This is a genomic window from Acinetobacter sp. YH01024, from assembly GCF_013420195.1.
Lineage (GTDB): Bacteria > Pseudomonadota > Gammaproteobacteria > Pseudomonadales > Moraxellaceae > Acinetobacter > Acinetobacter amyesii.
On record NZ_VOYQ01000048.1, the window covers coordinates 1 to 24,924 of the forward strand.

Annotated in this window: 19 protein-coding genes; 13 read left to right on the top strand and 6 right to left on the bottom strand. The window is 38.0% G+C overall.

All coding sequences use genetic code 11. The annotated features are described in order from the left end of the window. Positions 1–275: 275 nt before the first annotated feature. The gene (locus tag FTT88_RS14720) at positions 276–1,037 is read left to right on the top strand and encodes an alpha/beta fold hydrolase (RefSeq protein WP_168379488.1); all 762 of its coding nucleotides are present in this window, start codon (positions 276–278) and stop codon (positions 1,035–1,037) included. A gap of 45 nt (positions 1,038–1,082) precedes the next feature. On the opposite strand, the gene FTT88_RS14725 is transcribed toward FTT88_RS14720, so the two are convergent. Genes FTT88_RS14725 through tssH form a run of 6 tightly spaced genes read right to left on the bottom strand, consistent with a single transcriptional unit; the run spans position 1,083 to position 8,725 of the window. Next, positions 1,083–2,039 carry a M15 family metallopeptidase gene (locus FTT88_RS14725; protein ID WP_180005377.1) on the bottom strand — a complete coding sequence of 319 codons (957 nt, stop codon included), beginning with the start codon at positions 2,037–2,039 and terminating at the stop codon, positions 1,083–1,085. Then, positions 2,036–2,707, bottom strand: a complete 672-nt coding sequence (locus tag FTT88_RS14730) for a hypothetical protein (protein ID WP_180005376.1) — start codon at positions 2,705–2,707, stop codon at positions 2,036–2,038. The genes FTT88_RS14725 and FTT88_RS14730 overlap by 4 nt, the downstream gene beginning before the upstream one ends. A 12-nt stretch (positions 2,708–2,719) precedes the next feature. Beyond that, the gene (gene icmH, locus FTT88_RS14735; RefSeq protein WP_111885479.1) at positions 2,720–3,523 is read right to left on the bottom strand and encodes a type IVB secretion system protein IcmH/DotU; all 804 of its coding nucleotides are present in this window, start codon (positions 3,521–3,523) and stop codon (positions 2,720–2,722) included. 9 nt (positions 3,524–3,532) lie between these two features. Beyond that, on the bottom strand, positions 3,533–4,897 hold the full coding sequence (gene tssK / locus FTT88_RS14740) for a type VI secretion system baseplate subunit TssK (protein WP_180005375.1): 1,365 nt from the start codon (positions 4,895–4,897) through the stop codon (positions 3,533–3,535). A gap of 5 nt (positions 4,898–4,902) precedes the next feature. Next, the gene (gene tssA, locus FTT88_RS14745; RefSeq protein ID WP_180005374.1) at positions 4,903–6,033 is read right to left on the bottom strand and encodes a type VI secretion system protein TssA; all 1,131 of its coding nucleotides are present in this window, start codon (positions 6,031–6,033) and stop codon (positions 4,903–4,905) included. A gap of 19 nt (positions 6,034–6,052) precedes the next feature. After that, entirely contained in the window at positions 6,053–8,725 is a 2,673-nt protein-coding gene (gene tssH / locus FTT88_RS14750) for a type VI secretion system ATPase TssH (protein ID WP_180005373.1), read from the bottom strand. A gap of 372 nt (positions 8,726–9,097) precedes the next feature. Between tssH and FTT88_RS14755 the strand changes: the two genes are divergently transcribed. The 12 genes from FTT88_RS14755 (at position 9,098) to FTT88_RS14810 (ending at position 24,817) form a co-directional block, all read left to right on the top strand. Then, entirely contained in the window at positions 9,098–9,793 is a 696-nt protein-coding gene (locus tag FTT88_RS14755) for a hypothetical protein (RefSeq protein ID WP_180005372.1), read from the top strand. Positions 9,794–9,808: 15 nt separating this feature from the next. Beyond that, a complete protein-coding gene (gene tssB, locus FTT88_RS14760) occupies positions 9,809–10,312 on the top strand; it encodes a type VI secretion system contractile sheath small subunit (protein WP_078193364.1) in 504 nt (167 codons plus the stop codon). Further along, complete coding sequence (gene tssC / locus FTT88_RS14765) at positions 10,305–11,789, top strand: type VI secretion system contractile sheath large subunit (RefSeq protein WP_168379480.1); 1,485 nt, start codon at positions 10,305–10,307, stop codon at positions 11,787–11,789. The genes tssB and tssC overlap by 8 nt, the downstream gene beginning before the upstream one ends. Before the next feature lie 48 nt (positions 11,790–11,837). Then, on the top strand, positions 11,838–12,341 hold the full coding sequence (locus FTT88_RS14770; RefSeq protein ID WP_078190771.1) for a type VI secretion system tube protein Hcp: 504 nt from the start codon (positions 11,838–11,840) through the stop codon (positions 12,339–12,341). A gap of 70 nt (positions 12,342–12,411) precedes the next feature. Continuing rightward, entirely contained in the window at positions 12,412–12,888 is a 477-nt protein-coding gene (tssE, locus tag FTT88_RS14775; RefSeq protein ID WP_078190770.1) for a type VI secretion system baseplate subunit TssE, read from the top strand. A 15-nt stretch (positions 12,889–12,903) separates the two neighbouring features. Continuing rightward, the gene (gene tssF / locus FTT88_RS14780; RefSeq protein ID WP_180005371.1) at positions 12,904–14,712 is read left to right on the top strand and encodes a type VI secretion system baseplate subunit TssF; all 1,809 of its coding nucleotides are present in this window, start codon (positions 12,904–12,906) and stop codon (positions 14,710–14,712) included. After that, entirely contained in the window at positions 14,676–15,668 is a 993-nt protein-coding gene (gene tssG / locus FTT88_RS14785; RefSeq protein ID WP_180005370.1) for a type VI secretion system baseplate subunit TssG, read from the top strand. The genes tssF and tssG overlap by 37 nt, the downstream gene beginning before the upstream one ends. Positions 15,669–15,670: 2 nt before the next feature. Further along, positions 15,671–17,116 (top strand): hypothetical protein, encoded by a 1,446-nt coding sequence (locus tag FTT88_RS14790; RefSeq protein WP_180005369.1) that lies wholly within the window; start codon positions 15,671–15,673, stop codon positions 17,114–17,116. A gap of 28 nt (positions 17,117–17,144) precedes the next feature. After that, entirely contained in the window at positions 17,145–20,978 is a 3,834-nt protein-coding gene (gene tssM, locus FTT88_RS14795; RefSeq protein ID WP_180005368.1) for a type VI secretion system membrane subunit TssM, read from the top strand. A gap of 57 nt (positions 20,979–21,035) precedes the next feature. Then, complete coding sequence (tagF, locus tag FTT88_RS14800; protein WP_180005367.1) at positions 21,036–21,995, top strand: type VI secretion system-associated protein TagF; 960 nt, start codon at positions 21,036–21,038, stop codon at positions 21,993–21,995. Between the two features lie 20 nt (positions 21,996–22,015). Beyond that, positions 22,016–22,762, top strand: a complete 747-nt coding sequence (locus tag FTT88_RS14805) for an OmpA family protein (RefSeq protein ID WP_257222640.1) — start codon at positions 22,016–22,018, stop codon at positions 22,760–22,762. Positions 22,763–23,167: 405 nt separating this feature from the next. Then, positions 23,168–24,817, top strand: coding sequence for a long-chain-fatty-acid--CoA ligase (locus tag FTT88_RS14810; RefSeq protein WP_180005365.1), 1,650 nt, complete (start codon positions 23,168–23,170; stop codon positions 24,815–24,817). The last annotated feature ends 107 nt before the right edge of the window (positions 24,818–24,924 follow it).

Sequence of the window (24,924 nt, forward strand, 5' to 3'; positions counted from 1 at the left end):
GTCCAGATTTAAATCCAATAGAAAATATGTGGTCACGAGTCAAGGCGATTCGAACTAAGTTTAGAGTTAAAGATATTGATAAATTATTTAAAGATTACTGTAATGATTTATTTGGTATTTAGCTATAGCTCGCTATTTCATTTTATTAAATAGCCTAAGCAAATTAAATAGTTGTTACATAAAATAGCCTAAGTGTGATTAATAAATTTTAACGGTCATTTGATTTCATTCCATCAACTAGGCATCATAATGTCAATTTAACATAGTATTCAGAAATGATCCTAAATTACGAATATCATCAAAAATTAGAAGGCGAAACGCATCCACTAGTCTTTATTCACGGTTTATTTGGCAGCCTGAGCAACTTAGGGATGCTTGCCAGAGCTTTTCAAAATTCACATTCAGTGATTCAGCTCGATTTACGAAATCATGGTAAATCACCTCAAAGTACAGAAATGAATTATCGTGAAATGGCAAACGATGTACTTGAGACATTAGATGTAATTGGCATCGATAAGTTTTCAGTGATTGGCCATTCCATGGGAGGAAAGGTCGCAATGCAATTGGCTTTAATCTCAGAGCGGGTAGTGCAACTTGTTGTACTGGATATCGCGCCCTTTGCATATCAAGAACGTCATCATGATGAAATATTTAAAGCTTTGATCGCTGTACAAAATGCACAAATTCAATCTAGACAACAAGCGGTTGAAATTATGCGTGAGTATATTCATTTCGATATGGTGATACAGTTTCTGCTCAAGTCTTTTAGCAAAGGACAATGGTTGTTTAATGTAGATGCGTTGTATAAACAATATGACCAGATTATTGGTTGGGAAAATATTGAAAATACTTGGCAACAGCCTGTATTGTTCATCAAAGGTGGAGAGTCACCTTATATTTCAAAAGTGGAACATACCAATACGATAGAACAACAATTTCCAAATGCGAAAATTGTAGAGATAGAAGGCGCAGGCCATTGGTTACATGCAGAAAAAACAACTGAAGTAATAGAGCAAATACAAAATTATCTAGAATAATACAATGTGCCTTCAATTATATTTTGAAGGCACAACATCGAAATATTACTCAATTGAAATATTATTGGCTTGAAGCTGACCTTCAGAGGTGAGTAGTGCCGCCATCTCTGCAGTTTTTTTCAGGCCTGGCATACGATATTCTGTATGGCCATAATCTTGAATGGATTTCCAGCGTCCGCCCCATGTTAAACCGACAGACTCAGCGGCTTGACCGTAAAGTTGATAACCACGCATAGCCCAAGGGTCTCGTTCAGTAATGACCACTTTTCCATTGCGTTTAAAGGCGACATCGGCTGCTAAACCAAACTGATGATAACTTTGGAAGCCACGGGCACGAGTGGTATTTTTATTGGTGGCTAAATTATTTTGACGTTCTGGACTACGATAACCTTCAAGCAAAATCATTTCATAGCCATGTTGTTCACGCATGATTTTGAACACCATCAATAAACGCTGCTTATAACGAGGGTTCATTTTATGCCATTTACGATCTGCTGAAGGCACATCCGTAGAGTATGAATGCGTATGGATATCTTGAACTTCTGGATTAAAGCTTGAGGCCATAACAGATGGCTGCTCAATCATTGCAGCTTCTTCTGCAATTGCTTCTTGAACAAGATATTCTTCGACTTCAGGAGGGGCATCTAAAACTTGCCCATCGAGCATCGAGTAAATTTGAGGATCGACTTTGCGTAAATAATCTGCTTCTACTTTACTTGCAGTAATCGGGCGAGTAAAAGCAAATAATAAAATACTGGCAAACAGTAAAAAGCCTGCAAATAAAATCCACCATTGTTGTAAATGCCAGTGTGATTGAATCTGTTGTGGTGCTGCAGCATAGTTCAGTTCATAAGCAAAATTTTTGGCGTGTTGAATTCTTTTTTTACTTTGTGGAATGATTTGAAAGAAAAAATCTTGAACTTTAATTCTTAGCTCATAAGAAAAGCAAAGCACTGTCACCAGTGCTAAGACAAAGAAACAACTAACCAAAAAAATGATCATGGAGAAACTGTAGCGCTCACAGTCGCATTGGCAGTGCTTGTTGCAGCAACCACTTTTGGACGTTTGGTTTCAGAAATTTGCGTTCCGCCCATCGGTTCTTCGAAGTGCTCATCTTCTTTCACTACTTTCGTAGATGGCTCTGTAGGCTTGGTCACCTTGGCCGTTGTTGGCGAAGCTTTTGGTTTCGCTATAGTATTTGGAATATGTGATTTAACGGTTGTTGTAGCAGCTACAACAGGGCGCTGCGGTTGGGTAATTTCAAAAGGTGAACGGTTATTCGCCACAGCTTGAACAGGCTGAGTTGCCTTAGCCGTGTTACCATGATTGAAAGCAGTAGCTAAATCATTCGAATATAAGTCATTATCCGGATCTTTTTCTTCAGTTGCATGAACGGTTTGCTGCGCTTTTTCAGCTGAAGCTTGCTCATTTTCGTTTTGACGAGGTACAGCGGATGCCTCAGTTTCAACTTTATCTTCAGTTGGGGCAGAAGTAGTCATTTCTGCATTTGTAGGCTGATCGTCAGAATTTAGATAAAAATATCCCAGGCCAACAACAATAATCACCGCTGCACCAACAAGAAAGCCAATCGCAGCATGAGCTAAAGGCGGTAAATTATTTTTTTGAGTCGACTGTAAAATTCTAACGTTATTCGATTTTTCGTTTGCCATGGTGTCTAAGTCTTATGGTAAATGAATGGTGATATAAGCCTGTTCCGATGGGGCAGTTATGACGTTTTGATATTGTGATAACGCCTGATTATTTTGGCTAGATAACATATATCTCAGTCCACCAAATGCTAATACAGCAAACAAAGCCCAAAAGATAATGATCCAAAAAAATGGTAATTCACGGTGAATAATGTTTTTAATTTGATCCGGTAATGCCGCGAAAGGCGAAAACGCCTTTTTACCTTTCATATAATCAATTTCATCACCGACACGTGCAACGAGTGAATTGAGCATTTCAATCGATTCAAGTCGGTATTTACCATGAAAACCAAGGAGCATGCAGTAATGATAAACTTCAAGTGCTGCTAAACGATCTTTATTCTTAGAACGAATTTGCTCTAAATTTTCAAAAAAGCGGTAACCCGCAAGCTGTGAACCAAAAAGACTTAATTGCAATGGATTCATCATCCAATTGTTTTGTAAATCAAAAAAGCGTGCATCTTGTTGGGTGACAATGGTTTCATCTAATAAAGCGCAATAGGCATATTTTGCGTCCGTGATATCTTCATTGCTGAATTGAAGCTTACGGGCTTGGCTTTCAAATCGGTTTAATAGATCCATAATTTTTGTCCTGAAACTTTCAGGGCTGGATGGAACATATTGATTTTTGAGTAAGAATACGATGTAAAAACCATCATGCAGTAGATCAACTAAATTGGTTGAACTGTTGATTTTCGGTTCAGCACTTGGTTTTGAAGAGCCTAATCCAATTTGACCATCGTCAAAAAGTGAAGGGGCATTATTTGAAATATTCATGATTGCTCCTTAACCATTCATCACTGCAATAAGTTCAATCGAGATATCTTGGAAGCCAGCTGGTATGTAAACGCAGATGGATTCAGAATCAAGCATACGTTGATACAAATCATTATTTGGCTCAACTTCAAAATAACTCACACCTGAACGTACCGGAATTGCTGTTGGCACTTGCATCATATGTTGCAATGGAACAGCCGGTAATGCTGCCATGACACGCTGTTCAACATCGACAGTATTGCCGACTTTAAACCGCAGTGGTACATAAGAAATAATGTCATGTGTAGGCATTACACTACTTGAAACAGCTAAATACAGGCGCGAATCGCGAGTAATTTTGTCACTTTCAAGACTGCCCACCCAGTAGGATTGACGGGTTTCTTTCAAGTTAATACTGATATATCGATTTGAAATAATCGTATCGAGCAACTCACGTAAAATCACATCTAATTGAGCAAAACTTTCTTGCAAATTATGATGTTGATATTGTGGGAGTTGATCTACATCATAAGCTGTAGAGAAGGTGAGTAAAGAACCTGTCAGACGTAATAATTCAAAATACAAACGTTCAGGATGAATCAGTGGATATTGCAATAAATGATTTAAGGTCGCATGTGCAGTATTCAGCGCATTAACCAACCAAAATGACACAATATCACCTGAACGGAATTCAATTAACTTTTGTTCGTTTTCACGATTATTCGATTGAATGGTTTTAATTTTAGCTTTGATAATATTGAGCGTTCGTTTAAGCCCAGTAATCAGCGAATCACACGAACTAATATGTAATATTGGTGGAATGAATTGATAATCTAAAACAAAATTACCTGAACTTTGGCGCTTAATTCGGCCAATAGGCATGTAAAGAAAACCATCAAGATTGTGCTGTGGTTCTTGGCCTAATTCAAAGATTTTAAACTCTGCACGGCGGTGTAATAAAGTAATTTCAGCAGCCGTCGCATCTGTAAACAAATCATGAGTTTCAGTCAAATGTGAATGATAGCGACTCGATTGGGTATTTTCTTCAAAATTGACGTTTCGTTTATTCGGTTGAACGATCGGTAATGCTAAATAAATTTGCATTTCACCACGTAAATTTAATGAATCAAGTAGTATAGGCTCAGGTAATAAATCTTGTGCAGGTGCTTGATAAATCTCGCCATCTTGCCAAATCATTTCGACTTTATTCAAAGCCAAAATATTAGTACTGAGTTGTGATTCATCAAAAATTAAACTTTGAATACCATAAGCGAACGGTATTGTTGCGCGAACCGTATGGTTTAAACGCTGTTCATGATAAGCATCTTGTAATTGAAAGTGTTGCGGGCGTAAAAATAATCCTTCACCCCATAAAATTTTTTCTGCTTTAAACATTGTTTTTACCAGTCGCTATTCGATTCATTACTTTGTTGCTGAACACCTAACATTTCTTGTACAGCTTCAAGAGGGTTTTCCTCCTTAATCACATGAGTTAACCATTCATGTAGAGGCATTTGTGACCATTTAATGGTTTTTTGCAGCATATAACTGACAGGGCTATGCGGCTCATTCACTTGAAAATAGTCAGCAATATCTTGCAAGACTTTCATGGCTTGTTCACGATTTTCAAGATGATTTTGCACTTGAGGTTTAAACTGCTGTGTATGCTGTTGTTGTATTATTTGCATATCATTCTGCACGGAAGTTACAGTGGAAAGTGTCTGGCTTTCAATTGGAGAATTTGATTGAACCTGTTCAGCGCTCGATGAATTGATAAAAGCATCTGCTTTATAGATTTTTTTTAAACTCAAGTGAATCATTTCGATTTGAGAGTCAATGCCAGCAAAGCTTGGCGCATCTAAACCCATCAAATCATCAAGAGTCGTTTTTAAGTTTTCCCAATGGTTTAAAATATCTAAAAACTGTTGGTAATACTGGTATTGAATTGATTTTGAGGTATTGAACAAGGCATGTTCAAACTGTTCCATACCATTAAAAGACTCTTCTTGATCATCATCTTCATGGTTGGATTTACGTCTTTGGTTTTGAACATGAAGTAGTCGATCATAGTCGGATAGGGAATAAGCTGCCGCGCCATGAACGATTGAAACTGATTTAATTAATGTTGGGATTTGATTAATTATCCCTTGTAATAAACCTAGACGTTGATCAAGGTCATCATCTTCAATTTCAGGATGAAGTTGTAGCCAAAAGTCTTGCAAACTTTTTTGTGTAAGTTCAATCCCTTTGGCAATCCCTTCGAAACCATGAATGTGAGTCCACGCTTCAAGCAACCAACCATATAAGCGAATATCTTTTGTATGTTCGCGAAGTAGATCTGACGATTTTTGGTGCACAAAGCCCCAATCTGCCTGTTTTGGTTCTGCGATCCAGTCGCCTTGATCCAAGAGCGGGTCATCTTGTGTTTTAGCTTTTTTAATTGCATGAAAATCATTTGAAAATGAAAAATCACTACCGCAAGGTAAATCGTCCGTAATCGGTTGCAATAAAGCGTCGAGCTCTAAACTCATATTCTACATCGTTCCTAACTTATGCTTCTAAGGTTTTAGTCTTTTTGCTGCTGCGTTTTTTCGCAGGTTTACTTTTAGGATCTAAAACATAAATAATTTCATCGTCTTTGACATCGATTTCAATGACTGATGGAATCTTTTGTTCACTCATTGCCATCAACAATTCAGTGGCTAAAGCAGGTAAGACCGTCGCATTTAAAATGTTGTCGACATTACGCGCACCACTATCGACCTCAGTACAGCGACTTAATAATAATTCGACTAAATCATCGGTATAGCGTGTTTGCGTACCATATTGTTTTTCAATACGCGCGGTGATTTTGCCTAATTTATGCTGAATAATGCGTACGAGCAGATCATCGTGCAATGGGAAATACGGCACGATACGCATACGACCTAAAAATGCCGGCTTAAATTGTTTATATAAAGCTGGTTTTAATACATCTAGAAGTTCTTCTGCTGACGGCCATTCTTCTACTGGCTGATTTAAACAAGCCTGCATAATGGCACTTGAGCCTGCATTTGAAGTCAATAAGATCGTGGTATTTTTAAAGTCAATGACACGACCTTCACCATCTTCCAAAGTACCTTTATCGAATACTTGGTAGAATAGCTCTTGAACATCGCTGTGTGCTTTTTCAATCTCATCGAGCAAAACCACACTATATGGATTTCGGCGAACTGCTTCTGTCAGTACGCCACCTTGGCCATAACCGATATAACCTGGAGGAGCACCTTTTAAAGACGAGACGGTATGTGCTTCTTGATACTCAGACATGTTAATGGTGATTAAATGTGACTCACCACCATATAACTCGTTTGCTAACGCGAGTGCAGTTTCAGTTTTACCCACACCACTTGGGCCAACCAGCATGAAAACGCCTTGAGGTTTATTTGGATCTTCCAATTTTGCCTTAGAGGTTTTAATGCCTTGTACCAGTTGATGCAGTGCATAATCTTGCCCCATCACACGTTGTTCTAACTGTGCTTCAAGCTTCAAAATTTGCTGAATTTCATCATTCACCATTTTACCAACAGGGATGCCGGTCCAGTCTGAAATGATTTCATTAATAATTTGAGCATTTACACGTTCAAAAACCAGCGGCGTTTGACCTTGTAACGTTGCCAGTTGGTTACGAATATTGCTTAAAGTTTCAATATTTTCTGGTTTTTGCTCGGACTCTTGTTCAAGCGTTTTAATCTGTTGAACGATTTCGAGTTCTTTTTTCCACTGCGTTTCTGTTGACTGAATCTCCTGTTCAAGCGCGGATATTTGTGTTTTTACACTTTCAATGCGTTCGTGGTGAATCGGAATATTCTTATGTTCATTTTCAAGAATCGCCAATTCAAGCTTCAAATTATGTAATTGAGCTTGAAGTTGATCCAATTTTACTGGTTGTGCATTTTGCGTTAACGCAACACGCGCAGAAGCTGTATCTAAGACACTAATCGCTTTATCAGGCAATTGACGGCCAGTGATATAACGGTGCGAAGCATGGACTGCAGTAACGATAGCTTCATCGTCAATTTGTAAATTGAAATGTTTTGCCATCACGGGAATCATGGCACGCAGCATATCGATTGCGACTTCTTCAGTCGGTTCTTCAACCTGAATTACTTGGAAGCGTCGGCTTAATGCGGCATCTTTTTCAAAATACTGCTTATATTCAGCCCATGTGGTTGCGGCAATGGTTCTTAACTCACCACGTGCAAGCGCCGGTTTTAACAGGTTTGCTGCATCATTTTGACCTGCTTGACCACCAGCACCAATCAACGTGTGTGCTTCATCAATAAATAAAATGATTGGATGTGCAGAGGCTTGAACTTCATGAATAACTTGTTTTAAGCGATTTTCGAATTCACCTTTAACACTGGCACCCGCTTGTAGTAAGCCCATATCTAAAGTATGAATGCTGACATTTTTTAAAGCATCTGGAACTTGGTTGGTTGCAATTTTTAATGCCAGACCTTCAACGACAGCAGTTTTACCAACACCAGGCTCACCCGTTAAAATCGGATTGTTTTGACGACGACGCATCAAAATATCGAGCATTAAGCGGATTTCAAACTCACGACCAATCACAGGATCAATGCCACCATTTTTAGCTTTTTCAGTAAGATTAATGGTGTATTGGTCTAGAGCTGGTGTTTTAACTGGCGTAGTTGCATTCGTTTGTGCTGCTGATTTTTCATCAAGTGTTGCAGTTGCTAAATCTTCATTTTCAATGCTTTTTAGGCAAAGATCTAAAAATTTATGTTTAATCGTATCGATAGGTAATAAATCGAAAAGAGAAGAAGCTCTTGCTGCAATTTGGTATAAATCTGGCGCGGTAAGGAGCGCAACAAGTAAATGACCACTACGAATTTGTGGATTTTGTTCAGCAGAAGCTAATAACCAAGCTTGTTCAAGTAAGCGCACAATGGATTGGGCAAAAATAGGAGTGCGCGTATTTCCTTTTGGAAGTTGAGCAATACTTTCTTTGAGGTCATCTGCCAAACCATCTGCAGAAACTTTGTATTTTTCTAAGAGTATTTGAAGGTCATTTTTATTGTTATAGGTTAATAATTCGAGTAAAAAATGTTCAATTTCGATTTCATAATTTTGCTGTGAAATACATGTATTGGCTGACTTTTCAAGTGAAATGCGGGCGTGAGGTGAAAGTTTAGTAATTAAAACTTTTAAATTATTCATAAATAACTCATCAAATTTAGAATCCACAGTACGAAATTTTACAAGTTTGACTGTGATCTCTTTTTCTTGCTATAAAAATAAAAACTTTAAAATCAACACCTTATATGTTATTAGTGTCTTGCTTTAGGCGATATAATACAGACTAAATAAAAAAAGGAAAAAGATTTTTTTATAAAATGAAACAAAAAAAAACAAATAGTCGACAAACTTTGAAGTATTTGGCACATTTTTGTATTGACTCTATGTGCTTATTTTTTGTTAAATCTGCAGCATATTTTTAATTTTGATAAATGAAGAGAAAACCCACGGGAAAATAAGTGGTGATTTCTCCACATAAATTAAGTTTTAGCACGTAGAAATACAGAGGCAATTTTGAATAAATTTAGTGTTTTATTACCTATAATTTTAGCAGCCAGTTTAACACAAACCGTTTTTGCAAAAGATAAAGCGGCATCTGTGAAAAAATCCTGTTTAAAGAATTATCCACTGGCAGTAGGTGATACAGATCCAGAGATTATTGGTTTTTATAATCAGTTATGTGACAAAAAAAATAAGAAAAATGAGAACTTAAAAAATGAAATTTTTGTAGATATTGCCAAAAAATATCAAGCCAATGGTTACAATTTAAAAGCATTGCAAGCGGTCAATCTGCTGCGAGAAAAGAACTATCAGTCGCCTGAACTTACTGATGTCACTTTTTTAGCAGGTATCGCTATTTCTTATAATGCGCTGAATCATATGCGGAGTAATGAAAATCGTACTCTAGATGAACAGACCTATTCTCCTGCCAAAGTGTTGTCGGATAATATTCGTTATATTCAGCCGACGATTGATAAATCTACGTCTACTGCAGCAGATGCTCGTGAAAAAAGCACTGAATCTTCGAGCAATGTGAAATCTAAACAGACGATACCTACAAAAAAACGAACCAATACAGCGTCTACGAAGCCTAAACAAACGAATACAGCAGCAAGTAAAAAGAAAACCACCACGACAGCAAAACCGCAAGCTACAGCGAAAAAACCTGCTACTGGTGGTTCACCTTTCGATACATTGAAGAATAAATAACAAGGAAAAGCACTCATGGCAAAACGTGAAAGTGTACAGAAAAAACTTCAACGAATTCGTCCTCCTCGTGTTCAATTGACTTACGATGTTGAAGTTGGCGACGGTAAAGAAATTAAAGAGTTACCATTCGTTGTAGGGGTGTTAGGTGATTTCTCTGCGGCATCTGAAGTAGAGAAAACTAAATTAAAAGACAAGAAATTCATTAATGTTGATTTAGATAATATTGATGAGGTAATGGAGTCTTTAGCGCCACGTGCTAATTTTCAAGTTGAGAATACCTTGACTGAAGACGGTGGAAAAATGTCGGTAGATCTTACATTTAAGAGCATGGCCGATTTCACTCCAGAGCAAGTTGTACAACAGGTTGATCCATTACAAAAGTTAGTTGCCGCGCGTGAGCGTCTGTCTGACTTGCGTAATAAAATTTCAAATAATGAACGCTTAGAAGATTTACTGGATGAAGTGTTACATAACACTGATCAAATTCGTAAGTTGAGTGTGGAGGCAGAAAATGAGTAATTTTAATACTGCAACTGCTGCAAACCTTGAAGCAACTGAAGAATATTCGCTTTTAGATTCAATTGTTGAACAAAGTCGTATTGCGCGTACAGATCAAGAACATGATCGTGCAAAAAGTCTGATCGGTGAGCTTGCCAAAGAAGTCATGGCAGGTACCATCACCGTTTCGGACAATATGACTTTATCAATTGATAAGCGTATTGCTGAAATTGATGCGTTGATTTCATCTCAGTTAAGTAAAATCATGCACCATGCTGAATTTCAAAAAATTGAATCGACATGGCGCGGTTTGTATTATTTCTGCCAAGAAACGCCTTCAAACTCTCTAACAAAAATTCGTATGTTAAATACGACGAAAAAAGAGCTGATTAAAGATTTCCAAGGTGCGACCGATTTTGACCAAAGCACATTGTTCAAAAAAATCTATGAAGAAGAATATGGATCATTCGGTGGTGCACCTTATGCAACACTGATTGGTGATTTTGAGTTTGACCGTACACCTTCTGATATGTATTTGCTTGAGCAAATTTCACATGTCGCGGCGGCTGCACATGCACCGTTTATTTCGGCTGCTAGCCCGAATATGTTGGGACTAGAGTCTTTTACTGATATTGATCGTCCGCGTGATGTATCTAAAATCTTTGAAACAGCAGAATATGTACAATGGCGTTCATTCCGTGAAAGTGACGATGCACGTTATGTTGCGTTGACAATGCCACGTGTATTGGGTCGTTTGCCATATGATCCAAAAGAAGGCATTGCCACTGAAGGCTTTAACTTCGTTGAAGAAGTTTCCGGCGAAAACCACAATGAATATTTATGGATGAACGCGGCTTATGCTTTTGGTACACGTTTAACCAATGCTTTTGATATGCATGGCTGGTGTGCTGCGATTCGTGGTGTAGAAGGTGGTGGTTTAGTTGAAGGCTTGCCTGTCCATACGTTCAAAACCAATGATGGTGAAGTGGTCTTTAAATGCCCAACTGAAATTGCCATTACCGACCGTCGTGAAAAAGAGCTGAGTGATCTTGGTTTTATTCCGTTAGTTCATTGCAAAAATACTGATTATGCAGCATTTTTCGGTGCGCAATCGACGCAAAAACCTAAAAAATATGACAGCGATACAGCTAATGCAAACTCTGCATTGTCTAGCCAGATCCAATACATCATGGCAGTTTCACGTATTGCACATTATTTAAAAGCAATGATGCGTGACAAAGTAGGTAGTTTTGCATCAGCAGGTAATGTTGAGACCTTCTTAAATGAGTGGTTATCGCAATATGTATTACTTGATGATGGTGCATCTCAAGAAGCTAAAGCTCAGTATCCATTGCGTGAAGCTTCTGTAAAAGTTGTAGAAAATCCAGCTTTGCCTGGTCACTACAAATCTGTGGTTTTCTTAAGACCACATTTCCAGTTGGATGAGTTGTCTGTTTCATTACGACTTGTGACCGAGTTACCTCAGTCCTCAAATTAATTTTGGGTCAACACTATAATAACTTTAAATAAATAGGTATTCAGAACAATGAAAGATATATACATTCAATTTCGTGGTAAGTACAAAGTAGACGGCGAATCTCGTGATGCAGAGCACAAGAGTTGGTTAGAAGTAAACTCTTGGACGCATAACATCCGTCAACCTAAATCTGCGACTTCTTCCAGTGTGGGTGGTCACACCGCAGAACGTGTAGAACATTCTGACATGGTTTTTGTTAAAGATTTAGATGCGACAAGCCCTAAACTTTGGGAAGCATGTTCAGCAGGTTATACATTTGATGAAGTTCAAATTGATTTTTACCGTGCGAATGGCGACAAACGCATTAAATATCTTCAAATCAAACTGAAACATGTGTTGGTTTCTAGTGTGACACCAACCGTAAATGATGAAGGTGTTCCACACGAATCATTTGGTTTGAAATATGCTGCAGTAGAGTGGACATATAACCAACAAGATATTAACGGTACTGCGAAAGGTGCTGTTACTAAGAAGTGGTCATTATCTAACAACACTGCTTCATACGCAGCGTAATAGATGGATTCAGATAGAGGCTAACTTGGGTAGCCTCTATTTTCATTTTTTTAAATATTTATAAGAAGATATGAATCTCGATCAGCTTTATCCTTATGGTTTTAGAACGACATTATTTGACCGCTTATTACCAGCTGATGCTCAACAGACTCAAGGTCTGTCTTTGCAAGAACTTCGTGAATCTGTTGCTTCCGATTTAGAGGATCTCCTCAATAGTCGTGTGGCAAAATTAGATGAACTGATTGATGACTTTCCATTAGCAAAAAAGTCTATTTTGCAATTTGGCATTATCGATTTTGTGGGCTTATCGACAGCAAATCCATCGGATCGTGACAAAATTTGTCAGTCAATTGAACAATCGATTGCTGCACATGAGCCGCGTTTAAAGCAGATTCGAGTCGAAATGCTCATGGATGGTCATAATATGGGGGCACTATGTTTAAGTATTCAGGCATATTTAAATATTCATCCTTTATATGAACCGGTTATTTTTGATGCCTTATTAAAACCAACAACACAACAATATGTTATTTCTCCAAGAGCTTAATGAAGTGGGTTATCTGTGATTGAAGAGCTGTTACCGTATTACGAAAAACAACTACAGGAATTTGGACAACAGTCCCGTGAATTTGCCAGTAAATACCCCAAAATCGCCCAGCGTTTGTCTTTAAACCAAGAACAAATAGATGACCCGCATATTGAGCGTTTAATTCAAGCATTTTCTCTAATTTCTGCACGGATTGATAAAAAACTTGCAGATAGTTATGACGTTTTTACCCGTTCAATTTTTGAGGTGATGTTTCCTCAATATTTAAAACCATTTCCTGCATGTTCTGTGGTGAGCTTCGAAGATATAAATAAAATTAAGCAATTAACAGATCGACACGTTATTCCAAAGGCGACCAGTCTAAAAGCCAAAAGTACGCGTGGTGTTCAATGTGAATATCAGACGGTACAAGAAGTCACTTTATTACCGATTCAATTAAAACAGCTCAATTTCAAAACTCATCCATCGGCACATATGCATTTAAATCAAAATGCTACATTGAGCTTAGGATTTGAAATTTTTTCGAATAAGCACGCTTTACTCAAAAATGAAACTTTGCCGATATTTTTAGACGCTATTTCTAATTTTCCTTTACAGGTTTTAGATAGTATTTTTAAATCGACTACGAGTTTTTCGATTCGTGTGGGGCAGCACATTTTTGATATTGCCAATCCATTTGAAATTATGGGCTTTGATGAAGTTCAAAGTGTTCTACCTATCGATCAGCATACGCATCATGCATATCGTTTATTGATGGAATATTTTTGTGTTCCTGAAAAATTCAATTTTTTAAATCTAAATTTAGATTTCATTAAGTTTTTAAGTTTAGAACACAGTGAATTTGATGTTCAAATGCACTTTAAGCTTAATTTAAACGATCAAGCGGCAATTCGAAATTATTCTGAATTAAATGCTGCAAATTTTAAATTGTTTGCTACACCAATCGTTAATCTCTTCAATAAACAAGCAGAGCCGCAAAAGATTAATCATAAGCGAATGGAATATCCATTGGTGACAGATGCGCACCATCCTGAATATTTTCAGGCCTATAGCATTTTAAAAATGAATATGGTGCGTGAAAAAAGTAACCAAGATGAAGTGTATTATCCGGTACTGCCTTTTTTTGCAATGAGTCATTATCATCAAGATAAAGTCCAGTTTTTTTATAGTTTAAATCCGCAGCAGATGAAGAATAAACATCAGGAATTAAACTATTCAATCATATCTCGTGCTTTAGACCCGCATAGTACTCAGTCCGATTTTATTAGTACTGAACTTTTGTGTAGTAATCGTGAGTTACCTTACGAAAGTTATAATAAAGATCAGAATGCATTAACACTGAATGATAGTAATTTGGCACGTCGTGCTCTGATGCTCAAACGACCGTCGTTACCGTATTATTTTGAGCAAAATAAACAAGAACAGTGGCGGGTCATTTCACATTTATCTTTGAATAATATGTCTTTAATGAAAGGCGATGCGGTCTCTCATATTAAAGAACTTTTGGAATTGTATAATTTACCTAAATCAAAAGAAAACCAAATTATTATCGACTCCATAAAAAAGATTCAGTTTTCTACTACGCAGAAACTTGTGGATAGTAAACCATTTCCATTATTTGTCAGAGGTTTAAAAGTACAGCTCGATATCGATGCGGATATATTTAGAGGACATAGCCTATATATATTTAGTCAATTGCTGGCCCATATCTTTAATTTAAAAGTCAATATGAACAGCTTTGTCGATGTCTCGGTTTTTGATGCAAATAGTCAACAGGAGTTATACCAATGCGTGCAGAACGTTGGTGGCAAGAAAGCTCTGTAATTGACGGACTTTTCCAAGAACCGAAAGCCTACGAGTTTGTTCAAGCCACTCGTTTGTTAAGACATGCACCTTATGGAGCGGCTCAAGTTCACTGGGCAAATGACTTTGAGTTTAATAGTTCACTTAATCTGAACTTCCCGAACACTGAAATTGAAAGTTTAGAGTTCAACGATGAGAAAGTTGAACTGACAAATTTAATGGTAGGTTTAACGGGTATTCAAGGTGCATTACCTTATAGTTATACCAATAAGATTAAGCTCAGCGGGCGACATCAGCGACACGAAACTCAAAAGTTTTTAGGGCTGTTTAATCATAAATTAACAGCACATTATGTTGATGCCAGTTTAAATTATCATTTACCTATTCGTTATGAAATCGAGCAGGATAATCACTATCTTGATATTTTACATGCATTAAATGGTTATATCCGTAGCCAGCATGATCAGCCAGATTTAGATGATTATTTTGCTGAATTCTCAGGTTTAATGCAGGGGCAAAACAATACAGCTTATGCATTAAAAACCATGCTGAATTGTATCTTTAAGCAGAAATTTGATATTCGAGAATTTATCCCTGAAACTTTTGTATTTGAAGAAGATCAGAGAACATGTTTAGGTGGATCTCAGCCAAGCTTATTGGGGCTGAATACTTTTTGTGGTGAGAAGATTCAACAGATTGACGAAAAAATTGAAATCGTGATTGGACCTTTAAATCATGAAGATTATTTAACATTTTTACCGAATCAGGCACGCAGCCTAAAATTAAAACAAATGATTCAAACTTGGTGCAGTCCAACATTAATGGTGGATGTGCGCTTAATTTTACAAAAAGAAGAAATAAAACCGGTGTGTTTAAATTCTTTGAGCGGAATTGGTTTAGCTCAGGGAGCATTTTTACAGCCGAATAAACAGGTCGATAATACAGAAACCTGTTATGCCTTAATGGGGAATTTATAATAATGCTGAAATTAATAATTGGAACCTTTAGTACGCTTTTTGTTTTGTGTACTGCTTTCGTGATTTTTTACTGGCGAGATACAGGCTATGACCCGACAGCTTTCGATTTAGTCACATACTTTTTACTTCTTCCTTTAGCTTTATGTGCAATTATTTTGTCGCCTTATTTGCTTTACAAGGGCATTCAACATCAAAAAGAAAAAAAACTTGAAGCTGAAAAACGTGCAGAAGAACAAGCTGAGCAACAACAACTTGAGGCCATTGAACAAGCAAAACCAAAGCCTATTGATGTACAGCAATTTCGTTTAAATGTTTATTCTTCAGCGGCTTGGCATAGTTTTGGTGAAAACGAACAAATTATCCAAGATATTCAACAATTCAAAAGTCCTGAACTCGATGATAAGTTATTTAATGCATACGGTTTCCCTGTTCTTTCATTTCGAATCAAAGATTTAGATGAACTCACTAATGAAGAAGCAGATGATGAATATAGTGCCATCACCATGCGTGAAAAACGAATCCAGTCACTTATTCAGCAACAACTAGAGCAACACGTTGAAAGTCTATTTTTAATTGCAGAGCATCTGAAGCAATCAGCACTCTTTTATGATAGTGAATTGGCATATCAGTACCGTATGCATCCGGGTTGGGTGGATCCAGATTATACGCAAGATGAACATTCAGAACATTTGGCGAACTATGCACAGCAAGTTTCACGTTTAAATCGTTTAAATGTCCATATTTTGCTTGCTGATAATTTGATTCATCAATGGAATGATGATTATGCTCAAATTATTCAGCAGTATTTATCTGACGGATTTTCGATCATTCCCGAACAAATTCATATCGAGCCACATTTTATCGGCACTCAAGTCGCTTATTCAGAATGGTTAAGCATTTTAGAGATGATTTCAAAACAAAAGTTTGAAGTCAGTTTGATTCTCAATGCTGACTCTGAAATCGATCAAGAATGGATTGATGAAAAGATGTGGTTACAAGAAAAATACATTGCTGCAGAATTTGCATCGAGTTGGTGTTTGGCTGCTTCAGACGTTCAAGTTCGAGGTTTAACTCCAAATAAAGTGCTACAAGTGGTGGCACATGAGCCTGAGTTGAAACGTCATTTAGAGCTTCAAGCACTGAATAATTTAGATCAGTATGATCAAGAACAACCCTTTTTATTGATGTTAGATGATGCAACGGATATGAAAGTGGTGAAAAAATTACAGTATAAATTTAATGAAACAGCGATTGAAACCTATCATTTTTTATATACAAAACAGAATCTTGGAAATACCCAGCAATTGGCAAAAATTTTTGGATTCATGTTGGGTATGCACTTGCCAGAAGAGTTAACTGCCATGATTTATAGCACAGACCAAGAATCGACATTTGCTTTTATTCAAGCATTTTCAGTAGAAGATGAACTTGAACAAGAAACTGTTTAATTAGAATTAAGACGAAATTGAGAACATTGTGAACACACTATTTTATACGATCCTCGGTTATGTTTGGCAGTACGTCACCAATCCTAAAGCGATGGTGGCTTTGTCATTTTTTGTGGCCATTGTTGCCATGCATAATTCGATTCCGCAAAAGACTTTTTATATTGTGGTTGCTGTTTATATTCTCGGATTAATTCTGTGGGGTATATATGAATTAGTACAGCATTATCGTCATAAACAGCAAGGCGAGGAACTTGCTGAGGCGATTGCCAAGGATAATGAAGCTGAATACGGTAAACAAAAAAATAAAGAAGAACTTGCGCTGATCAATCAGCAAATGAAAGACTCGATTCAACTTATCCGTAAATCAAAACTCGGCGACAAAAAGGGTAATGCAGCCCTATATGAATTACCTTGGTACATGGTGATTGGTAACCCAGCAGCGGGTAAAAGTTCAGCGATTTATAATTCTGGTCTTAGATTTCCATTTGAAGAAACTCATCAGAAAATGGTGTCGGCAGGTCTAAGTGGTACTCGTAACTGCGATTGGTTTTTCTCTACAGATGGTGTCTTACTCGATACCGCAGGTCGATATTCTGTTTATGCCGAAGACCATTCAGAATGGTTAGGTTTCTTAAATATTCTCAAGAAAAACCGTTCTAAAGCACCAATTAACGGTTTAATCGTGATTGTTTCTGTGGCGGAGCTTGTTAGTCAAAGTCCTGAAAAATCAATCAAATTAGCCAAAAACTTACGCGCACGTATACAGGATTTGACGGAACGTTTAGAAATTTTTGCGCCAGTGTATATCGTTTTTTCAAAAATGGATTTGATTGCTGGCTTTACAGAATTTTTTGATTGTTATGATAAGGATGAATTTGATCAAGTTTGGGGTGCAACACTACCTTATGATCCAGACTCATCCGAACATGCTGTTGAGATGTTCGAAAAGCATTATTCAATTTTATATGATGGTTTGAAGAGCGTCAGTACTACGCACTTGAGTCGTCGTCATTCGCAAAATATTTCTCCAAGTGTAATGACATTTCCACTTGAGTTTAAAAGTTTAAAGCCAGTGCTCAAAACTTTTATTGGTACGTTGTTTCAAGACAACCCTTATCAGTTTAAACCGGTATTCCGTGGGTTCTATTTCACCAGTGCGTTGCAAGAAGGTGTGATTGAAAGTCCAATGACGGAGCAAATCGCTGAAGACTTTCATTTGGTGAAAAGTACGGATAGTGAGTTTGGCATTCCTACGAATTCTGTTTCGCAAGACCATGGTTATTTCTTAAAAGGACTCTTTTCAACCGTCATTTTAAAAGATAAAAATCTAGTTAAACAACATATCAATCCTGCACGTAAACGTCAGCGCTTTATGGCATTTATTGCTGCATTGTTATTGGTTGCTGTGGTGCTTGGGTTATGGGTTTGGTCGTATCGTAATAACCAACAACTCGTGGCGGAAGTTCAAGCTGACTTAGACAAAGTTGTGCAAATGGAAAGCCGTAGCGGAAGTGAGCTTTCGACTCAATTGGATGCATTGCTGATATTACAAGGGCATTTACAGCAGCTCGATCACTTTGATGAAGATCGTCCTTTGAAATATAGCTTTGGTTTATACCAAGGGAATAAAATTCGTGAAAAACTCAAAGTTGAGTATTTACGAGGTATTCAACAAATTGTATTAGCACCATCTCAGCAAAATATGGCGCAGTACTTACAACGTGTCAAAGCCAATGAATCGACGTTGAAAGAAAATCACGTCAATGTACAAATTACTCAAGCGGTGAAATCAAATCAGCCATATTTAGAACCATCGGATACCAATCCTCAGGATGCCTACAATGCACTGAAGGCGTATTTGATGATGAGCAATCATAAATATATGGAATCGAGCCATTTGAGTGACCAAGTTACTCGTTTCTGGCGTTCATGGTTAGATTCAAATCGTGGTCAAATGCCACGTGGGGAAATGATTCAAAAAGCCGAACAAGTTTTATCTTATGCGATGACTTTAGCTGCTGATCCTGCGTTCCCGCAAATGGAATCTGATCCTTTATTGGTAGATCAAACACGTCAATTATTAACGGCTGTTACTATGGGTATTCCTGCACGTGACCGCGTTTATAATGAAATTAAAATGCGTGGTTCGGTACGTTTCCCTGCAGTGACTGTGAAGCAAATTTTAGGTGAAACAGGCCAAAACAGCATGTTGGGTAGTTATGCCTTGCCAGGTATCTTTACTTACCAAGCTTGGAATGATTATGTAAAAGATGCGATTAACCAAGCCGCGAATAATCCGACTGATACTCAAGATTGGGTACTCAATACCAATCGTTCTGATGACCTGACGTTTAGTGGTAGTCCAGACCAGATCAGTAAACAGTTAACCGAACTTTATAAACAGGAATATATCGCTGAATGGCGTAAATTTTTAAATGCTGTGCATTATGGCAAAGGCGCAGATGTCGCTCAGCAGTCACGTTTTATCGATATTTTAGGTGAACCTGAAAATTCGCCAATTCGTAAAGTTGTCGACCGTATTGCAAAAGAAACCAGCTGGGATAATCCAATTGTTCAAGCAGAACTGGCTGCACCTCAGAAAGGCTTTATTGCCTGGTTTAAACGTAAAGTTCTTAGCCGTGATGATGCGCAGCAGGCACAGCAAGTTGCTTCAAAAGCCGGTCAAGGTGTTATTGCAAAAGAGTTTGATGTGTTCTATCAACTAGTTCGTAAGCGTGATGATCAGCAAAACAAATCAATTTTAGATGAATACATGCTGTCTTTGAGTCAAGTACGTAGTAAGTTCAATGATTTGAAGAGTGGCGGTGATATGGGGCCTGCAAGCATGACATTGGTGAAACAAACCATCAATGATCAAAACTCTGTCTTTAATAGCACGCAAAAATTTGTGGATGAAAAAATGTCTGTGGGTCTGAATGAATTAGATCAACAGTTGATTCAAAAACTCTTTATGCAGCCGGTGACTCAGTCATTTGAAGTTCTTTTGATTCCAGCTCAAAACGAAATTAATAAATTATGGGCAATGCAGGCGTATCAACCATTTACAACCAATCTTGCACCTAAATATCCATTTAATAGTAATGCTACTTTACAAGCGACCAGTAATGAAATTAGCCAAATTTTTGGTGAAAACGGAAGTATCGCTCGCTTTGTAAAAGAATATTTAGATCCATTGGTGATTCGTCGTGGCTATACCTTAACCACGAAAACATGGAAAGATTTGGGCATTGGTTTAAATCCACAATTTGTAGCGAATTTCCAACGCTATGTTGCGCCAAGTAATGGCGTTGCTACAGGGGAATTGAGTCAAGCAGCACCTGCGGCAACCAATCAATCGAACTTCCAATTCTTCCCATTAGAAAATACACAGTTGCTTTCATATACCATTGATATTGATGGTCAGCGTATGGTGTATGAAAATGGTGTTCAGCAATGGGTGAACTTCGTGTGGCCAAATAAAGGGGCAATTCCGGGTGCACGTATTACTGCAATTGACTTGGAAGGTCAAACGCATACGATTTTTGATGAGCCGGGTGAATATGGTATTAACCGATTGATTGAAGGCGCTCAGCGTACTCAAAATGGTAATTCATTTGAAATGGTGTGGCGTAGCAAACAAAATCCAAAAGTGTTTGTAAAAGTGAACTTCCGTTTAATTAGTGGTAACGCATCTGGCCCAACTACAGGTTCAGGCTATTCAGGTATGACTCTTGTTGATCAAGTGGTGACGAATAAAGGTGTTCGTGTCGTAGCAGCGCAAACGATGCCAGCAGGACAAGCACCTGTAGCGCCACCAGCGACTTCACCGATGAGTGTTGTACAAGGAACAGCAACACCATGATGATGAATTTAAAAATGAGAGCGGTGGCATTCGTGCAAAAGAGCAAGGAGTGTGACGATGTATGAAGTGAGAACGACACCGCTGTATTATGGGAAATGTCCAGCTCGTGGTGACTTCTTAAAGAGCCGTGAACAATATTCACTGATTCAGTTAATCGATCAGTGGATCACGGAGGCGCTTGAGTTCGCTATGCGTTCAGACAATTTTAATGCAGCGTATAACTCACTGCCTTCATTAGATTTCTTTATTGCCAGTCCAAAAGATAAGCGTTTTTTGGTTGCCAATTTGATTAGCAGTGAAGACAGTTCAAAGCGTCAATTTCCAATGGTGCTCGCTCATCTGCTAGAAATCGATGATCCTTTCGATAATATTTTGTATGCACCATATCGTTATAAACAGACTTTGATTGACTTATATCAGCGTAACCGAGTGATGCGTTCTATTCGCGATCCCGATATTTTGCTCGATAAATTAGGCAAACTGAATAACGAAATCCAAGTATTCGGAACAGAAGAAACCTCTTCTTTTTATGAGCACCATACGTTGCATTCATTTGCACGTTTATTGAATTTTACGCCTTATCAGTTGGCGCAAAGCATGATTGGTCTCGGTTTGCTGCTACAACCGATTATTCATCAGGGCACGTCTCGGTTGAATAAAGTGTTGATCTTACCGATCAATAATATTAGTTACTGCTATGAAATCGCGGCTTTTTGGGTCAATTTGATTAGTCGCTTTGTCGAAAACCAAGATGCTGAGTTATTCATTGGCATCCTACACAGTGATTCACCTGTTTTACTATTTGGTTTTCAAGGTGCTGATATTACTGCACTCAGTGATGTTTTTACCCAAAATATGCAAAGTGATCATTGGGTTTCCCTGATCGATGCCAGTTGGATTGATCCTTATCTTGAACAAAATGCAGGCTTAGCCGTTTTGGAACAGTCTTTGAGTGAGCGTCAGATCAGCCTTATTCATGGCATTAAACTTTTTAGACAGACTTTTATAGAAGAATAATGATGCAAAGAATCTTACCAATGTTGCCCAAATTTCTTGCGAGTGTGTGCATTTTAGGCTGTTCGGCTTTGCTCTGGGCAGAACCTATTGTGATTGAAGGAGCTGTACCGAATGAAGCAACCAAGCAAGAAATATTAAATAAAGCCTATTTGACCTATGGTCAGGCAAATGTGGTTGATAAAATTCAGGTTCGAGCGGTTACTGCACCCAATGGTTGGGGCAATAGCGTAAGCCAGATGATTAATGATGACTTAAAGAAAGTAAAACAGGGGAAACTCTCTGTACGCGGAACGCAAGTCGATTTAAGTGGAAAGATGTCAAATCAAAACGATATCCAACCCACGACCACCAAGTTTCAGTCTTTGGTCACAGCACCTTTTCGTTTCAATGCACAGCTTTCTGTCAATCAGGCTGAACAGGCTATTATTGATGCGGCTTTACGTAATCGTATTATTGAATTTGAATCGGGCAGTGCCATTTTAGCGCCATCTGGGGTACAGATCTTAGATGAAATGGTTGTCGCATTGAACCGTGTCGGTGGGAAAAAAGTACGAATTATTGGTCACACAGACAGCTCAGGAAATCCTGAGAAAAACTTAAGTTTAAGTCAAGATCGTGCTAATGCAGTTAAAAACTACCTGATTTCAAAAAATATTGCAGCGGCGAACTTAAGTACTGAAGGGATGGGATCAAATAAGCCTGTAGCAGACAATGCTACGCCTGAAGGTCGTAAGAAAAACCGTCGTATTGAGTTTGAAGTACTGTAACTATTTCAACTTAACTACAACGGCTAATGCAACGAATGAACCCAGTGTATCTAGACTGGGTTTTTTTATGCTAATTGACTCAGTCGATTATTTGATAACTGAAAACGACATTTTTTAAAGCAGCAGTGTTATAACTAAATAAGACTATATTTTGAATAGGGCTAAAGTTTTAATTTTTGCATTTTATACCACTAAAGCATTCATATTTTGAGCAATAAAACAGTGGATTCTAAAATCAATTAAGGTTAAAACATAAGAATCAGTTTTGGATATGCGTTTCATATCTACTGCTTTCAACCTTGTCGTTAAAGAATAATCACTTTTGACATGGCGCAAAGTTTTAAAAAATCTGCAGGACAGTGCGGAAAAACAACAACTCAATATGGATGAATGTGGGAGCAAAGAATGCTTGGTAATATGATGTTTAAACCGCTTTTGATTAGTAGCATGATTGAACATGCGGGTCGCTATCATGCGGATAGTTTAGTAATTTCAAAAAATACAGACACGACGATTACGAAAACCACTTGGGGTGAAGTCCATAAAAATTCAAAACGATTTGCCAATGTTCTTGCATCACTCGGTTTAAATTTAGGGGATCGTGTTGCGACCATCGCTTGGAATAACCATCGTCACTTAGAGTCTTGGTACGCTATTTCAGGTAGTGGTTATGTATGTCACACCATTAATCCACGTTTATTTCCTGAACAATTAATTTTTATCATCAATGATGCCGCAGACCGCGTCATGTTATTTGATAAAACCTTTTTGCCTTTAATCAAAGCAGTAAAACCATTATTAAAATCTGTTGAACATTTTATTTGTTTAGATGGACCAGATGCAGCGATTGTTGAAGCGGTACCCGATGTGAAGTTTTATGATGAACTTATCGCGGGGCAATCTGCAGACTATACATGGCCAGAATTAGATGAATTATCGGCTAGTTCGTTATGTTATACCTCGGGTACCACAGGCAATCCGAAAGGCGTGTTGTATAGTCATCGTTCAACAGTCTTACACAGTTATGCGATTTGTATGCCGGATTCATTAAATATCTCAGCGAGAGATATTATGATGCCCGTTGTACCGATGTTCCATGTCAATGCATGGGGTACGCCATATGCTGCGGCAATGGTGGGATGTACTTTAGTGCTGCCAGGCCCAGGTTTAGATGGTGCGAGCCTGACACAAATGATTGATGACTATAAAGTATCCGTTGCATTAGGTGTTCCAACAATTTGGCAGGGATTAATCAATGCTGCGCAGCAAGCGGGCAGTCAGCTCCAAAGTTTAGTGCGAAATGTGGTGGGTGGATCTGCTTGCCCACCTGCGATGTTGAAAGTCTTTAAAGAACAATTTAACTGTGAAACGATTCATGCTTGGGGGATGACTGAAACCAGTCCATTAGGTTCTTCAAACCAGTTTAAAGCCAAACATTTATTATTATCTGAAGAAGAACAATTACAAGTAAGATTGTCTCAAGGTCGTCCACCATTTGGGGTCGATTTACGTATTACCGATGAAGAAAACGGTACACACGAAGTTGCACGTGATGGCGAAACGACGGGTAATTTACAGATCCAAGGGCATTGGATTATTGGCAATTACTTTGGCAAAACAGAATCTGCATTAACCTCAGATGGTTGGTTTGATACCGGGGATATTGCAACCCTGAACGAAGATGGTTTCTTAAAAATTAGTGACCGTTCAAAAGATTTGATCAAATCGGGCGGTGAATGGATTTCTTCTGTTGAGTTAGAAAATTTAGCTATGGGACATCCCAAAATTGCAATGGCAGCAGTGATTGCAGCTACTCATCCGAAATGGGATGAGCGTCCTGTATTAATTGCGATTAAAAAGCCAGATGTTGATTTATCTGATACAGAAATTTTGGATTATTATGCAGATAAAGTTGCTAAATGGCAGGTACCTGATAAAGTAATTTTCGTGGATGCTATTCCATTGAGTGGCACAGGGAAAATGCTGAAAAAAGATCTGCGTGAGCAATTTGGTGCTGTATTACTAGAAAGCCAACTTAATAGATCTCTTTCATAAATCAAAAAACGATCTTCTTTTTGGTTAATATTTGCACTCCGGATTTCTTAGCATTCGTGCATAATCTGCGGATGAAATACATCGATTCAAACAAGCTTTCTGATCCT

What these genes read in the sequence shown, in the direction of transcription:
- icmH (WP_111885479.1), bottom strand. Translation starts at nt 3,523, where the DNA reads ATGAATATTTCAAATAATGCCCCTTCACTTTTTGACGATGGTCAAATT.
- FTT88_RS14790 (WP_180005369.1), top strand. Translation starts at nt 15,671, where the DNA reads ATGCTGAAATTAATAATTGGAACCTTTAGTACGCTTTTTGTTTTGTGT.
- tssB (WP_078193364.1), top strand. Translation starts at nt 9,809, where the DNA reads ATGGCAAAACGTGAAAGTGTACAGAAAAAACTTCAACGAATTCGTCCT.
- FTT88_RS14770 (WP_078190771.1), top strand. Translation starts at nt 11,838, where the DNA reads ATGAAAGATATATACATTCAATTTCGTGGTAAGTACAAAGTAGACGGC.
- tssK (WP_180005375.1), bottom strand. Translation starts at nt 4,897, where the DNA reads ATGTTTAAAGCAGAAAAAATTTTATGGGGTGAAGGATTATTTTTACGC.
- FTT88_RS14720 (WP_168379488.1), top strand. Translation starts at nt 276, where the DNA reads ATGATCCTAAATTACGAATATCATCAAAAATTAGAAGGCGAAACGCAT.
- tssG (WP_180005370.1), top strand. Translation starts at nt 14,676, where the DNA reads ATGCGTGCAGAACGTTGGTGGCAAGAAAGCTCTGTAATTGACGGACTT.
- FTT88_RS14805 (WP_257222640.1), top strand. Translation starts at nt 22,016, where the DNA reads ATGTTGCCCAAATTTCTTGCGAGTGTGTGCATTTTAGGCTGTTCGGCT.
- tssA (WP_180005374.1), bottom strand. Translation starts at nt 6,033, where the DNA reads ATGAGTTTAGAGCTCGACGCTTTATTGCAACCGATTACGGACGATTTA.
- FTT88_RS14730 (WP_180005376.1), bottom strand. Translation starts at nt 2,707, where the DNA reads ATGGCAAACGAAAAATCGAATAACGTTAGAATTTTACAGTCGACTCAA.
- FTT88_RS14810 (WP_180005365.1), top strand. Translation starts at nt 23,168, where the DNA reads ATGCTTGGTAATATGATGTTTAAACCGCTTTTGATTAGTAGCATGATT.
- tssC (WP_168379480.1), top strand. Translation starts at nt 10,305, where the DNA reads ATGAGTAATTTTAATACTGCAACTGCTGCAAACCTTGAAGCAACTGAA.
- tssE (WP_078190770.1), top strand. Translation starts at nt 12,412, where the DNA reads ATGAATCTCGATCAGCTTTATCCTTATGGTTTTAGAACGACATTATTT.
- FTT88_RS14725 (WP_180005377.1), bottom strand. Translation starts at nt 2,039, where the DNA reads ATGATCATTTTTTTGGTTAGTTGTTTCTTTGTCTTAGCACTGGTGACA.
- tagF (WP_180005367.1), top strand. Translation starts at nt 21,036, where the DNA reads ATGTATGAAGTGAGAACGACACCGCTGTATTATGGGAAATGTCCAGCT.
- tssH (WP_180005373.1), bottom strand. Translation starts at nt 8,725, where the DNA reads ATGAATAATTTAAAAGTTTTAATTACTAAACTTTCACCTCACGCCCGC.